The following is a 14,351-nucleotide window of genomic DNA, read 5'->3' as shown; positions in this document are numbered from 1 at the left end:
GTTACGTCGCCCGTTGACCCCAAGGTATTGGGGTTGCGTTACCCGTCAATTTTGAGGCGGCGGTGATAGTTCTGTGTGCTACCTGTGAGAATGCAGTGTTTGCCATCTCCGCGGTGAGGCTCAGTTTGTCGAGAACGTGGTACCTGGTGACCTTGAACAGGATGCGCAGCTCGGCCGCGTTCTCCCGATGCGGAACATGAGGCGTGTCGATGAGCTGCTGGACGAACGTCTGGCGACGGCGGAAGGCCCCGCCGCCCGGTGAGATACCGCAGTGGATACCGCAGCACTGCTATCCGCGACCAATAACAGCAGTTCGTCTCCGTTCCTATAAGTGCTGGTAGAGGCGTATTTATCCAACGGTTGCCGACAGCTGCCGTATACCGCAAACGTCGAGAAAACCGGATTCAAAACCCGTACAGTGTGAGTTCGAATCTCACCGAGGGCACCAGAAAATGCCAGGTCAATCGACCTGGCATTTGTTGTATGGACGTACCTCACATGCCGGGACGCCACGGGCCGTTGCCGTGCCAGTGCCACTGATCGCGCGGCTCGCCGTCGTAGTACCAGTCGTCGTGGCAGCGGCCGAAGTCCCAGTTGAAGCCCCACTCGGGATGCCAGAACTCACCGGGGCACCAGTGGTAGTCGGGCATGGGCGCAATGGGTGCGGCCTGCGCCACGGCCGCGCCGAGTCCGGCGAGTCCGATCGCGGTGGCAAACATTGCCGTGGTTGCCGCAATTCGTGTTTTGGTCATCATGTGACGAGCCAAGCACCCCACCCCTGCGCACCACTGTCAAAACACTTCGAGTCCGCTGGCGTTGTTCGCTCATAGCCGACTCATAGCCTGAGAAGGTATGGCGCACAGCCATTTCCAAGGTGCTCGGGTGGAGGTGAAAACCTCCCGGCCGCTACGGGAGGAAGCGGGCGATCTGCGGCGTCGGCAGGGTGCGTGCCGCTCGCGCCTGGCGGAAGCCGACTGCGCCGCCTGCGGCGGTGAGCAACACCATCCCGGCAAGCCCCGGCAGTACCGCGAAGAGGAGATCTGTGGTGCTGGACACGCGCAGGTAGTCGGCGTAGCCGATGCGGAACGACTCCGGGATCGCGTTGATCGCCGGTGTGGCGTGCTGCGGCGGCTCGGCGCTGGGGATGGTGACGTGAGGTGTGCTCGGAGCAGCCGGCGGTGCCGCGGGTACCCCACCGCCGCCGGACGGGGCGGGCGGTGCGATCTCGGGCAGCGGTGGCAGTGGAAGCACGATCATGACTGGCGGCGCCGGAACGGGCGCAGCGACCTCAGGGGCCGAAGGCGACCCGATCGACGGGGACTGCGCTTCCGGTGCGGACTGCGTAGGTGCCCATGGCGCCTCGGCAGGCTTGGCGTGGATGACGATCTGCCGACTGCTCGGGGCGGTCGGCACCGGTGCGAGGTTCGGGGCTCGGCCGATGCGCCCGCTGGTGGCTGCTCCACCCCCGCCACCTCCGCCGCCAGTCGAGGGGATGCTCACCTGCGCCTCCGGGACGCTCACCGACGTTTCGGCGACGCCCGTCCCTGCGCTCAGGGTCGCCGGGGTGTTCGCTGACTGTGCCGCGCGATTCGTGGTGCCCTCGGTGCTCCCGGCACTCTGACCGGAGGATTCACCGCCCAGGCCGGACTTCTGTTTATCGGCCTGAGCAGATTTGCCGGTCTTCTGATTACCGGGCCGCCCGGTCTTGGCGGGGCCACTGTTCTGCTTACCGTTGGTGCCGGTGCGGTGGTTGGAACTCTTCTTGTTGTCCTTGTGGCCGAAGATGCCGAGGACATCGACGTCGATGCCGAGCAGATCAGCCGATGCGACAGCAGTGCCGGACACGCCGGGCCCGGCGACCATGGCGCCGCAGGCGATGGCCGCACTGATCGCTGTATTCCGTACCCACACCCGGTCCACGTTCACACTCCCCCAGAGGTTCCCGACACACCGATGTCGCATTCGATGGACAATATTCCATTCTGACACATCGATACCGCCCAGGAGTTTGCTGTGACCAGGTCGAGGCGACGGCTCCGATGAGCGGCGGGCGTAGCTACTGCAGCGGAGGCGGGTCGGTGAAGACGTTCGACCGCATGACCGGACTTTCGATGAAGACATGCCACTTCTTCACCATCCATCGGAAGGCGTTCCACGACTCGAACACTCGTTTGTAGTCGGCGCTCTTGGCGCTCTCCCGGACGTGGATGCCATCCATCACTGCGAAGGCGGTGCGCATCATGTCGACAGGAAACTCGCGCAGCTGCGTCCCGCCCTTGACCAGGTCCGTCAACGCATTGCCGTTCTTCGCGTCATACTCGGCGACCACTCGCTGATTGGCTTCCCATGCCGCGGACTCGACGATCTGCTGATACTCGGCGGGCAGGTCGTGGAAGGCCTTCTTGTTGACGATGAAATCCAGCTGATCGCCGATCTGCCACCAGCCCGGCGAGTAGTAGAACTTCGCGACCTTGTTCAGTCCGAGTTCGGCGTCGTCGAACGGTGCGACGAACTCCGCGGCGTCGAGCTGGCCGGACTTGATGGCGTCGGCCAGTTTGAGATACGGAACGTCGACAGGGGTGACGCCGAAGGTCTTCATGACCTCGGCCCCGATCCCACCAATGCGCATGCGCAGCCCTTTGAGATCGTCGGTGCTGTTGATCTCCTTGTTGAACCAGCCGCCCATCTGTGCGCCGGTATTGCCTGCAGGGAAATACACGATGCCGAACTGGTCGTAGAGTCCGCTGATGAGCTCCATTCCGCCGCCGAACCGCAGCCACGAGGCGTGTTCGGCCGCGGTCAACCCGAACGGCGCCCCGGAACCGAATGTGAGTCCGGCATTCTTGTCCGCGTAGTAGTCCGACGAGCTGTGACCGCATTCGACGAAGCCCTTGCTGACCGCGGTCATCAGGTCGTCCTTGGTGTCGAGCTCGCCCTCGACATGCAGGTCGATGGTGAACCGGCCGCCGGTCATCGCCTTCACCCGATCGGCCACGAACTGGGCGCCGCCGTACATGATGCTCAGGTCCTTCGGCCAGCTCACCATCATGCGCCAGTGCAGCTGGGGACCGTCGACGCCCGAGGCCTTGCCCGAATCCGGTGTGGCACATGCGGTGGTGGCGCCGGCGAAGAGTGCGGTACCCGCCATTGCGGCCGGTACTCCGGCGAGCAGTCGGCGTCTGTCAATTGTCATTCTGCTCCTGGTCGCGCAAACGTCTGGCGGGATTATTTGTTGCTCAAGCGATTTCGTTCGCAGGCTCCTCGACCGTCGACTCGCCGCGGCTGCGCCGGTCCCATTCGGTCAGAATCTCGGGTGCCGTGGGCTTGCTGGCCAGGCTGCCGATCACGTACACCACCAGCCCCGAGGCGAGTCCGACATAAATCGGTTCGTTGGCGAAGATGTCCGTGGCCACCATCGTGACCAGCGTGGCGAGTGTCCCGACGGCCATGGCCATGACGGCACCGACGTTGGTGCCGCGACGCCACACCAGCCCGCCGAGGATCGGCACCAGCAGGCCGCCCACGAGGATGTCGTAGGCCACCGTCAGGGCCGCGACCACGTCTTGCAGCACGCAAGCGATGATCACCATGACCACCCCGAACCCGGCCACGTACAGCCGGTTGTTGCGGACGTGGTCGTGTTCGCTGCCGGACTCGACGTCCTGATGCCGCAACCGGGCCACGATGTCCTGGCTGAACACGGTGGCCGTGGCGATGAGCGCACCGCTGGAGGTGGACATGACCGCGGCCAGCGCGGCAGCGAGCACCAGACCGGCCAGCAGCGGATGCAGCTGGGCCTCGACGATCCGGGCGAAGGCATCGTCACGGGCATCCAGCTTGGGCAGCAGCACGTGCGCAGCCATCCCGATCAACGCCCCGGCGGCGGCGTACAGCAGGCAGTACACGCCGGCCGCCGTTCCCGCCCACCGGGCCACGCCCGGACTGCGCGCGGTGAACACCCGCTGCCAGATGTCCTGGCCGATCAGCAGGCCGAAGGTGTAGATGACGAAGTAGGTCACGATGGTGCTGCCGCCGATGGCGGTCCACGAGGTGGCGTCGGACGGCAGCTTGGCGATCATGCCGCTGAAACCGCCTGCGCGGATCACGACGATCGGCAGCAGGATGAAGAAGATGCCGATGGTCTTGATGATGAACTGCACGAAGTCGGTCAGGGTGATCGACCACATGCCGCCCAGCGTCGAGTAGAGGATCACCACGCTGCCGCCCAGGATGATCGACGGGACTTTCGCCATGTCGAACAGTGCCCCGAAGATGGTGGCGTAGGCGATGGTCGAGGTGACCGACAGCATCAGGGTGTAGCCCCACATCACCAGACCGGACAGCACACTCGATCCCGGCCCGTAGCGCAGTTCGAGCATCTGGCTGACGGTGTAGACCCGCAGCCGCTGGATGCGGCCCGCGAACAGCAGGCTCAGCAGCAGGATGCCGACGCCGATGGCGACCACCAGCCACATGCCCGAAATGCCGTACTGGTAGCCGAGTCCGACGCCTCCGATGGTGGACGCTCCCCCGAGCACGATGGCGGCCATCGTCCCCGAATACAGGAAGGGCCCGAGCCGCCGGCCGGCGACGAGGAAGTCGGATTGCGTCGTTGCCTTGCGTTTACCCCAGAAGCCGAATGCGATCATCGCGACGATGTAGATCGCAACAACAGCGACGTCCATGGCGGCGCTCCTTTCTATCTGTCAGGTCTGTAGAGCTGGACTCAGCGCAGGTCCAGGTGAATCAGGGTCGGTCCGTCGGCGCCCAGTGCAGCGCGGATCAGGTCGGTCACTTCGTCGGTGGATGTGGTGCGGATGCCGTTGGCGCCCATGGCTCTTGCCATGGCGGCCAGATCGGGCGTACGCAGGTCGACGCCGATCGGGGCGATGCCGCGGCTCGCCTGCTGTTCGCGGATCTCGCGGTAGCCGCCGTTGTCGACGACGACCACCGGTACCGGAAGTCGTTGCTCCACAAGGGTGATGAGCTCTTGGACGGAGAACATCAACGCACCGTCGCCGAGCAGCACGGCGACGGGCACGTCCGGTCGGGCGATCGATGCCCCGAGGCCGGCCGGCAGGCCGTAGCCCAGCGTGGCGTAGCCGGGCATGTAGCAGAACTGACGGGGGCCGGGCACGTCGAAGAAGTGCACCGAGCCGAAATACGTGACCTGCGAGCTGTCTCCGGTGAGGATCACCTCGGCGGGCAACGCGGCCCGCACCGCTGCGTTGATCTCGGCGTACGGCCCGGCGTCGACGGTGGCCTCGGAAACACACTCGGCGCGCAATGCAGCGGCCCGCGCAGATCCGTCGGTCGCAGGCCGGTCGGGCAGCGATGCCGCCAGCGCGGCCAATGTCGCGGCCGCGTCGCCCAGCAGCGCGATATCAGCGGGGCAGTTCTTGTCGAGCTGGCCGGGTTCGATGTCGCACCGGATCACGACCTTGCCCCGAATCTGCCCTTCCCACAGGTCGGAATCGCCAAGCTCGGTCCCGATCAGCAGCAGGGCGTCGCTGTCGGCGGCCGCCTTCTGCACGGTCCGCAGCCGCACGGACGCGCCAACCGAGAGCGGATGTGCCTCGGAGACAGCGCCTTTGCCGTTGACGGTGGTCGCGACGGGAGCACCGAGAAGTTCGGCCAGCGCGGTGAGTTCTGTCTGCGCGTCGACGGCTCCTCCCCCGGCGATGATGAGCGGCGCCTCCGCAGCAGCCAACGCCGCGGCGGCACGTCGCACTGTCTCCGGATCAGCCTGCGGCGCAACCAGGTTCACGCAATGACGAGCGCGTCCCGACCAGGGGGACTCCAGCACGTCGATGGGGATCTCGATGTGCACCGGACGCGGCCTGCGGCCGGTGAAGCTGCCGAACGCCTCGGTCACCGCCTCGGCGGCCTCGTCGGCGCTGCGCACCCGACGGCTCCAGCGCACCAGCTCGTTCATCGCCCCGCTGATGTTCTTGGCCTCGTGGAGCTGACCGAGATCGCGTCCTTCCGCGCCGGTCGGCATGCCCGAGGACAACACCAGCATCGGCTGAGATTCGGCATAGGCGGTGGCGGCCGCGGTCATGGCGTTGGTCAAACCGGGGCCGCTGGTGGCCACCACGACGCCGGGACGCCCCGAGACGCGAGCGTAGGCCTCGGCAGCATAGCCCGCGCCCTGCTCGTGCCGGGGTGTCACCGCACGGATGCCGGCATCGCCGAGGTGGCGATAGATCTCGAGGTTGTGGGTGCCCGGGATGCCGAAGATGGTGTCGACACCATGCACGGCAAGGGTTTCCACGACGGCGGCGCCGCCATTGCGGTGGTCGGTCATATCAGGCCCCTCTGCTGGTGGCCAGCACCGACATCAGCTCGTAGGCGACGTGCGCCGCGGCGATACCGGTGATTTCCGCGTGGTCGTAGGCCGGGGCGACCTCCACGATGTCGGCACCGACGACGTTGAGGCCCACCAGGTTTCGCAGGCAGTGCAGCAGCTCACGGCTGGTCATGCCACCGGCCTCGGGGGTACCGGTGCCTGGTGCGTGGGCGGGATCGAGCACGTCGATGTCGACCGAGACGTAGACGGGTGCCTCACCCAGGCGGGCCCGCATCCGTTCGATCACGGCCGCCAGACCGTCGATCTGGAAATCGTCGGATCCGAGCACCTGGAAGCCGAGCACCTTGTCGTCGGCCAGGTCGGTCGAGGCGTAGAGCGGGCCGCGGGTGCCCACGTGCAGGCAGTGTTCCTTGTCGAGCAGGCCCTCCTCGCTGGCCCGCCGGAATGGGGTTCCGTGGGTGTACGGTGCGCCGAAGTAGGTGTCCCAGGTGTCAAGATGCGCGTCGAAGTGCAGCACCGCGATCGGGCCGTGGTCGCGGTGCAGTGACCGCAGCAGCGGCAGCGCGATGGTGTGGTCACCACCGAGGGTGATGAGTTTCGTGCCACCCTCGCGCAGTTGATCGGAGGCGTATTCGATGGTGGAGATGGCCTCGTTGAGGTCGAACGGATTTACGGCGATGTCGCCGGCGTCGGCCACCTGCTGTGCGGCGAACGGCTCCACGTCGAGGCGGGGGTGGTAGGGCCGCAGCAGCTTGGACGAGGCCCGGATGTGGCCTGGGCCGAATCGCGCACCCGGGCGGTAGGAGACCCCGGAGTCGAACGGGACACCCACCACGGCGACGTCGGTGTGCGGCACCTCGTCGGTGCGGGGCAACCGGGCGAACGTGGCGGGACCGGCATACCGCGGCACCTTGGTGGCGTCGACGGGTCCGACCGGTGTGGTGTTAGGTGTCTGCTGGGTCATAGCTACACGATGTACGAGAGACGCATCACAGCGATATCGACATCTGGGCGAAAATCGCGCGAACGTGTTCGACAATCTGTCCATGCTGTCGATAGCCGAGCTGCTCGCCGATCCCGATCTGCGGCTGAGTCTCGTCGCAGGTCAGGACGCGGCCCAGGACGGTGAGATCGAAGCCGCGGCGGTCTCGGAACTGGCCCGCCCCGGTCCGTGGCTGCAGGGCGGTGAGCTACTGCTGACCATCGGACTGCTGCTGCCAGGCGACTTCGAGGGCTGCCGAGACTATCTCGCCGACCTCAAGGCGGCGGGTGTTCGTGCCGTCGCCCTGGGGCTCGGCGGCGATCTCCCCCACCAGAGCGCGCCGCAGCGCCTGATCGACGCCGCCGACGAGGTGGGCTTGCCATTGTTGACCGTGCCCGACCCGGTGCCGTTCATCGCCGTCACCAAGGCGGTGTTCGCCCACCGGGCCCGCGCCGAACGGCGGGAATTGGAATGGGCCTTGCGCACCCAGCGGGCCCTGACCGCCGCTGCGGTCAGCCCCGGCGGGCTGCTCGGTATCCTGGCCGCCCACCGCACCGCGACCGGACGCACCGGGGTGGTGATCGATCTGCTCGGCCGGGTCTTGGCTGAATCCGACCCTGGCGGCGACGAGCTCTCGGCCGCCCTGGCCGATCAGCTCACTGCGGTGCGCGACCACGGCCTCGGCGCCGCGGCGGTCGATATCAGCGGCGGCCGCAGACGCGAACTGCACGGCCTGGGCGCCCGCAGGCTGCGCGCTTGGCTGCTGCTCGACAGTCCGGCGGAAATGCCTGTGGCCCAACAGATCACCGGCGACCTGGTGTCGCTGCTGTCGCTGGAGATCGAACGCCGCCATGGGCTGGACTCCGGCCAGCGCCGCGGACGCGCCCAGGTTTTGGAGCGCCTTGCCCGAGCCACCGTCGACGACGTGGTGGCCGCGCGGTGGCTGACCGCCGTCGGCGTCCCCGACGTGGATCTGCGCGCCGCGGCGGTGGCGGCGCCGCAGGACGCCGACGATCTGGCGGCGGATCTGCTGATCACCCTGCCCGATGCGCTCGTCCGCGTCGTCGACGACGTCGTCGAGCTCGCGGTGCCACGCGGGACCGATCTGCCGGGCGTGCTCGGCACGCTGGCGGGCCAGCGTGCCGCGGGCATCGGGATCGGCGTGAGGCCAGGGGCGCTGGCCGTGTCGCTGCGGCAGGCCCGCTCGGCCCTGGCCGCCAGCCGGGTGAACGGCAGGCACATGCCTGCCGAGGAGATCGCCAGCAGCCGGCTGCTGCTCACCGCGGTCGGCGCGGAGCCGCTGAGCGCCTTCGCCGACGCGGTCCTGGGACCACTCGATGCCGCCGACCGCTCGGCTGAGCTGTTGCACAGCTTGACGGTGTTTCTGGAGAACAACGGGCAGTGGGCCCCCGCGGCCGCGGCCCTGCAGGTGCACCGACACACCATGCGCAATCGCGTCGACGCCATCGAACGGCTCACCGGTCGCAGGCTCGATTCGGTGCACGATCGGCACGAGCTGTGGCTGGCGCTGCGGGCCCGGGACGCTGCGCGAATGTCGACCGACTGACCGGTCGCCGCAGATACCCTCTCAGTGTGGCCGTCAGCGAGTTCCGGCGCTCGGTTTGCATGCCCGAGCTGGTGTTGAGCGGCCAGCTGCCCGCCCGCACCGCGCACTACGCGGAGAGCCTGTCCAGCCGGCTGCGCGTGCTGACCATCGCGACCTGGATCGCCGCGTCGGTGTCGGGTTTCTTCGGCTTGTTCCAGCTTGTCGTCGGCGGGGCCATCTGGCGCGTCGGGTTTCTCAACCTCGTGTTTGCCGCCCTGTTCGTGCTGGTGCCCCTGCTGTACCGGTTCGGCGAGCTGATCGCACCGTTGAGCTTCTTCGTCATCGCCTACGTCTCGGTGTCGCTGATGTGTTATCAGGTCGGCACCGGTTCGGGCCTGCAGCTCTACTTCCTGGTGTCGGCCTCGTTGGTGGTCCTGGTCCTGGGTATCGAGCGCATCGGTCTGGCCGCCGTGTTGGTCGGGTTGGGCGTGGTCGCGTCGATTGCGCTGGCGTTCGTGGCCCCGGTCGACCGCGGCCTGGGGCCGTCGTGGACCCTGCGGTTCGGCTTCGTCGTGACGACGGTCTCGGCGACCGTGATGGTCTTTGCGACGGTGTGGTTGGCGTTGCGGGAGAACGCCCGTGCCGAGGCCGCGATGGAAGCCGAGTACCAGCGCTCCGAGCAGCTACTCGCCAACATCCTGCCCGCCACGGTGGCCGCCCGCCTCAAGGATCCGGCCCGGACCATCATTGCCGACAAGTACGACGACGCGTCGATTCTGTTCGCCGACATCGCCGGCTACACCAGCCGGGCCAGCGACACCGCCCCTGCGGACCTGGTGCGTTTCCTCGACCGGCTCTACACCGATCTCGACGCGCTCGTCGACAAGCACGATCTGGAGAAGGTGAAGACCAGCGGGGATTCCTACATGGTGGTGTCCGGTGTGCCGAAGCCGCGGACCGACCATGTCGAGGCGTTGGCCTGCTTCGCCCTCGACATGGCCGATGCCGTCGCCGATCTCAAGGATCCGCAGGGCCGAGCGGTCCCGCTGCGCATCGGCCTGGCGTCGGGCCCCGTCGTAGCCGGCGTGGTGGGCGCCCGCAAGTTCTTCTACGACGTGTGGGGTGACGCCGTCAACGTCGCGTCCCGCATGGAGACCACCGACGTCGCCGGCCGAATCCAGGTGCCGCAGAACGTCTATGAGCGCATCAGCGACCGCTTTGTGCTCGAAGAACGCGGCGAGGTCACCATCAAGGGCAAGGGCGTGATGCGGACCTGGTACCTGGTCGGCCGACGCGACGACGATATCCGTGCGGCCGTGGAGACCGGTTAGACCTTGCCGTTCTCCGACTTGATCAACCAGGCCAGCTTCTCCAGCCCGTCGATGAGCTGATGCAGGATGTCCGCGGTGCTCGGGTCTTCGGCGTCGACCGCGTCGTGCACGCTGCGCATGGTGTCGACCACGGCGTAGATGCGGGTGGTGACGAGATCGACCACCTCGGTCGTATTCCGTTCGTGGGCAGGGAATTCCGGCACCGTGGTGGTCGCGGCGACGCTGTCGGAACGGCCGTCGGGCACGCTGTCCAGCGCCCGCATCCGTTCGGCGATGGTGTCGCTGCCGGTGCGGGCGAAATCGACCAGTTCGTCCAGTTGCAGGTGCAGGTCGCGGAAGTTGGTGCCGACGACGTTCCAGTGTGCCTGCTTGCCTTGGAGGCCGAGTTCGATCAGGTCGACGAGCACCTGCTGAAGATGGGCGCTCAGTTGCGGTGTGGCGCGGAAACCTTGGATCTCTGTTTCGATTCGACGTGTACTCATGCCCGTTCCAACGATGCCTTTTCTGGAATCAATCCAGAATAGTCGAGGAGTGACTCAGATCACATCCGTGGTTCGGTCAGCTGGTCATCGTTCTTGTCCTGCTGGCTGAGCAGACGCGCATACCCGGCTCCCATGCCCAGCAACGCCAGCCCGACCACGATGAACACCGCGACCCGGAAGATGCCGTCGAGGGTGCCCAGGTCGAACAGGAACAGCTTGGCCATCGCCGCGGCCACCAGCGCGAGACCACCGCCGATCGGCAGCGATCGCTGCGCCTTGGGCAAACGCGCGGCGTAGTACAACAGCCCGGCCGCGACCACGATCCAGCAGATGGTCGCGACCATGTGCCCCCCGAAGAACCCTGCGCCGGTACCCCCGACGAGCACTCCGACGGTCACCGTGAACGTCGTCACCGCATAAGCGATCACCGTCGCCGCGGCCACCCACAGCAGGCGAATCGTGTCGTCGTGCGCAGGCCGCTTGCCGGTCCACGACCAGACGATCGTCGCTGCGGCGGCGATCGCCAGAATGCTCGAGGTCAGCACCGACACCGCGACTCCAGCACGGAGTTCGGTTGCCCGCGTGAGGGTTTCCGGCGGCGCGTAGCTCAGGAAATAGCCGCCGCCGATCACGGCGAACCCTATGGCCGCCCACCTGCCGACATCACTGCGTCGCGCCGCGATGGCAACGGCGATCGCCATCGCCAGCAGCACCGGGCCTGCCACCGTGCCGTCGAAGGCGACGGTGACCGCGATCAGCGCGGCAACAGCCGACTGCGCCGACCACACCTGCCGCACCACGGCCGTTACGCCGGGCAACCGATCACCAAGCGCGGTGACTGCCACCAGGGCAGCGGCCAACGCGCCGATCATCAGCGCAGCAACCACGCGATCCGTCGCGGCCGAAACGCACAGCAGCGGAACAGTTCCCGCCGCTGTCAAGAGCGCCATGGCGGCCTTGTTGTCGGTCCAGCGCAGCAACCCCACGCCGGCGCCGACGGCCAGCACCGCAGCCACCGCGACCGCGAGCGCCAACCGCAGATCGTCCGATGTCGCCGCCGCAAGAGCGAACAGCAGCGGCGCCGTGGCGGCCGCGACGCGCGCCGCATGCAACATCAGCCAGTCCCGACCCCACTGCACGGGCAACGTGGCTGCTGACAAGGCGAGCATGAATCCGATCAGCAGTAACGTGACGCCATCGGTGACGACGGGCGCCAGGATGGTCAACGGCACGAGAACCAGCAGGCCGAGTTGCTCGGAGTTCCAGAGTCGAGCCAGCACCAGCCCACCGCCGCCGATGACCGCCGCGATGACCAGGCCGACTGGCGCGGCGACCCAGTGGTAGATCGCCGTCACGGCGATCACGTCGATGTAGGCGGCCGCGATCCCGGTCGCTGCCAGCGCGATCGCGCCGGTGCGTCCGCCGGGCCGCGACTGTTGCCACCAGGCGACCGCGACCAGGCCCATCGCCAGCACAGCGCCCGCCGCGACCCGGAACCCGGGCCGCAGAATGCCTGCCTGGGCGGCAAGCACCACCAGAAGCACGACGCCGACGAGCGTGACCGCAACGCCGGCGACGGCGAGCACCTTCCCGATCCAGCCCTCGGAGCGTTCGGTGCGCTGCGCCGGTACCGGTGCAGCGGCCGCAGGTGCGACCGTCGCCGGCGGGCTCGCCTGCGGAATCGCCGGGTACGGGGCCGCTGCCCAGTACGGGGCAACCGGCGCTGCCACAGGCGCAGCCCCCTGGTGCGTCAGCAGCCGGTCCAGCTCTGCCAGATCGGCCGCTACCCTACCCGTGTAGGCGTTGATCGCAGCGATGTCCGAGGCCAGCCGGGACATGAGGGCACGGTGCGGTTCGGTCATGCCTGTCATCGTGGCAGCAAACCCGGTACGGCCGGATGAGTAGGACTACTCGTCGAGTCCGTGTTCGATGGCGTAGCGGGCCAGCTCGACCCGGTTGGCCACCTGTAGTTTGCGGAACGTGGCCTGGACGTGGTTCTCCACGGTCCGGTGGCTCAGCGAAAGCCGGGTGGCAATCTGTTTGGCGGACAAGCCTTTTGCCACGTAACGCAGCACCTCTGTCTCCCGTTCCGTGAGGCTCGGTGTGGTGGCGTCGCGGTCAGGACGGGCAGCCATGCGTCGGTACTCTCCCAGCACCAAGCCGGCCAGGCCCGGCGTGAACACCGCCCGGCCCTGCGCGGTGGCCCGAACAGCTTCGCCCAGTTCGGCTTTCGATGCGCTCTTGACCAGATAACCGGTGGCGCCGGCCTTGACCGCCTCGAGGACGTCGTCGCGCTCGTCGGACGCCGACAACACCAGGACCTTGGTGTCCGGGGACACCGCGAGCACCTCGGCGGTGGCCTGCGCGCCGGTGCCGTCGGTCAACCGCATGTCCATCACCACCACATCGGGCCGCACGACCGCGGCGCGGCGGCGCGCCGCGGCGACACCGTCGGCCGTTGCCACCACCTCGAATCCGTCGTCGGCGAGATCGCGCGCGACCGCGTCCCGCCAGATCGGGTGGTCGTCGACCACCATCACCTTGGGTGCAGAGTCAGCCATCAGCGTCCCCCTCCTGTGCGCGGCACCGTCAACTCCCATTCCGTTCCGGCGCCCGGTGCGGTGGTCAGATCGGCTCTACCGCCAAGCCAATCCATCCGTCCCACAATAGATTTCGACACACCGAGCCGACCCTGCCGGGCCGCCTCGGCCAGCCTGCCGTCGGCAATACCCACACCGTCGTCGCGGATACTCACCGTCACGCTGTCCCCCAGATCCTCGAGGAGGACGAACGCCCGAGCATCCGGCCCGGCATGTGCGGCCACGTTGTCGAGCGCATTGCCGGCCGCCGCGAACAACTCCCGGGCCACGGCGTCTTCCAGCAACACGGGCTCGGCAGGCAGGCTGACCGAAACCCGGTCACTCGCGCGGCTCCGCAGCAGCGCGCCGACGTCGGTCAAGGTCCCGCCCGCGACCTCGGCGTCCGGTGCGCTGACCAGGCGGCGCAAGGCCCGCTCCTGCTCCCCCGCCAATTCGGCCAGTTCTGCTGTCTCGCCCCCGATCTCACGGCCGCGCCGGGAGACCAAGGCCAGCACCTGGATGGCCCCGTCGTGCACGGTGCGGGACAGCCGCTCGCGCTCCTCCAAGGCCGCCGCCAGCCGTACTGCCCGCTCCAACTCGGCGTGGGCCCGGCGAGCGGTCTGGGCCGCCATACCGACCGCCAGACCCACGGCCACCTCGATGACGATCGTGGCGTTGCGGCCAAGGTTCGGGCTGACATACCCCTTCAGCGTCGCCGCCGCCGCCATGACCGCCAGGCCCGCCGCCATACCGCCGACCGGGCCGAACTGCAGGGCCGCGGAGATCGTGGCGTTGGTGGCCCACAGTGTGGTGGGCCAGGATTGGTTGTCGGCCACCCAGTGATCGGAGGCGACGAACTCCGTCGACAGCATGAGCACCAGCACGATCACGATCTCGGTGATCACCCAGGCCGGCCGTCGCCCGAACCCCTTGAGGTAGGCGACCGCGCACGCAACGCTCCAGAGCATCAGCACGGAGAACAGCAGCCAGGCCAGCATCGGCCGCATCAGATCGTCGTTGATCGCGATCTGAAAGCCCAGCGCGTAAATGCAACTCAGCAGCCGGAACCCCTGCGCCGCCCGCCACAGCGGGGCGACCGGATCCGAACGGCGCTGCACCTG

General features: G+C 67.6%; 12 protein-coding genes. 2 read left to right on the top strand and 10 right to left on the bottom strand.

Annotated features, from left to right (window positions below; translation table 11 throughout):
* Positions 1–494 precede the first annotated feature (494 nt).
* The 6 genes from BST13_RS04750 to speB all read right to left on the bottom strand — a co-directional run bounded on the left by BST13_RS04750 (position 495) and on the right by speB (position 7,274).
* Positions 495–755 (bottom strand): Mtp family mycobacterial-type pilin, encoded by a 261-nt coding sequence (locus BST13_RS04750; RefSeq protein ID WP_083161128.1) that lies wholly within the window; start codon positions 753–755, stop codon positions 495–497.
* 151 nt (positions 756–906) lie between these two features.
* Positions 907–1,920: a hypothetical protein gene (locus tag BST13_RS04745; RefSeq protein ID WP_245839346.1), complete on the bottom strand. Its 1,014-nt coding sequence runs from the start codon at positions 1,918–1,920 to the stop codon at positions 907–909.
* Between the two features lie 136 nt (positions 1,921–2,056).
* Entirely contained in the window at positions 2,057–3,193 is a 1,137-nt protein-coding gene (locus BST13_RS04740; RefSeq protein WP_083161124.1) for a TRAP transporter substrate-binding protein, read from the bottom strand.
* Between the two features lie 43 nt (positions 3,194–3,236).
* Positions 3,237–4,685: a sodium:solute symporter family protein gene (locus BST13_RS04735; protein WP_083161122.1), complete on the bottom strand. Its 1,449-nt coding sequence runs from the start codon at positions 4,683–4,685 to the stop codon at positions 3,237–3,239.
* A 41-nt stretch (positions 4,686–4,726) separates the two neighbouring features.
* Positions 4,727–6,307, bottom strand: a complete 1,581-nt coding sequence (locus BST13_RS04730) for a 5-guanidino-2-oxopentanoate decarboxylase (RefSeq protein ID WP_083161120.1) — start codon at positions 6,305–6,307, stop codon at positions 4,727–4,729.
* Between the two features lies 1 nt (position 6,308).
* A complete protein-coding gene (speB, locus tag BST13_RS04725) occupies positions 6,309–7,274 on the bottom strand; it encodes an agmatinase (protein WP_083161118.1) in 966 nt (321 codons plus the stop codon).
* Positions 7,275–7,356: 82 nt separating this feature from the next.
* Between speB and BST13_RS04720 the strand changes: the two genes are divergently transcribed.
* Together BST13_RS04720 and BST13_RS04715 are read left to right on the top strand one after the other, a co-directional pair.
* Positions 7,357–8,859 (top strand): helix-turn-helix domain-containing protein, encoded by a 1,503-nt coding sequence (locus BST13_RS04720; protein WP_142282724.1) that lies wholly within the window; start codon positions 7,357–7,359, stop codon positions 8,857–8,859.
* Positions 8,860–8,918: 59 nt separating this feature from the next.
* Entirely contained in the window at positions 8,919–10,169 is a 1,251-nt protein-coding gene (locus BST13_RS04715) for an adenylate/guanylate cyclase domain-containing protein (protein WP_083161400.1), read from the top strand.
* Here BST13_RS04715 and BST13_RS04710 read toward each other — a convergent pair.
* Genes BST13_RS04710 through macS form a run of 4 tightly spaced genes read right to left on the bottom strand, consistent with a single transcriptional unit; the run spans position 10,166 to position 14,348 of the window.
* Complete coding sequence (locus BST13_RS04710; RefSeq protein ID WP_083161114.1) at positions 10,166–10,651, bottom strand: Dps family protein; 486 nt, start codon at positions 10,649–10,651, stop codon at positions 10,166–10,168. The genes BST13_RS04715 and BST13_RS04710 overlap by 4 nt on opposite strands.
* Before the next feature lie 59 nt (positions 10,652–10,710).
* The gene (locus BST13_RS04705; RefSeq protein ID WP_083161112.1) at positions 10,711–12,513 is read right to left on the bottom strand and encodes a DUF2339 domain-containing protein; all 1,803 of its coding nucleotides are present in this window, start codon (positions 12,511–12,513) and stop codon (positions 10,711–10,713) included.
* 45 nt (positions 12,514–12,558) lie between these two features.
* Complete coding sequence (locus tag BST13_RS04700) at positions 12,559–13,212, bottom strand: response regulator (RefSeq protein ID WP_083161110.1); 654 nt, start codon at positions 13,210–13,212, stop codon at positions 12,559–12,561.
* Positions 13,212–14,348 (bottom strand): MacS family sensor histidine kinase, encoded by a 1,137-nt coding sequence (macS, locus tag BST13_RS04695; protein WP_083161108.1) that lies wholly within the window; start codon positions 14,346–14,348, stop codon positions 13,212–13,214. Before macS ends, BST13_RS04700 begins: the two co-directional genes overlap by 1 nt.
* Positions 14,349–14,351: the final 3 nt, after the last annotated feature.

Source organism: Mycobacterium aquaticum, assembly GCF_002086485.1.
GTDB lineage: Bacteria > Actinomycetota > Actinomycetes > Mycobacteriales > Mycobacteriaceae > Mycobacterium > Mycobacterium aquaticum.
This window is presented reverse-complemented; position numbering and strand designations above follow the sequence as displayed.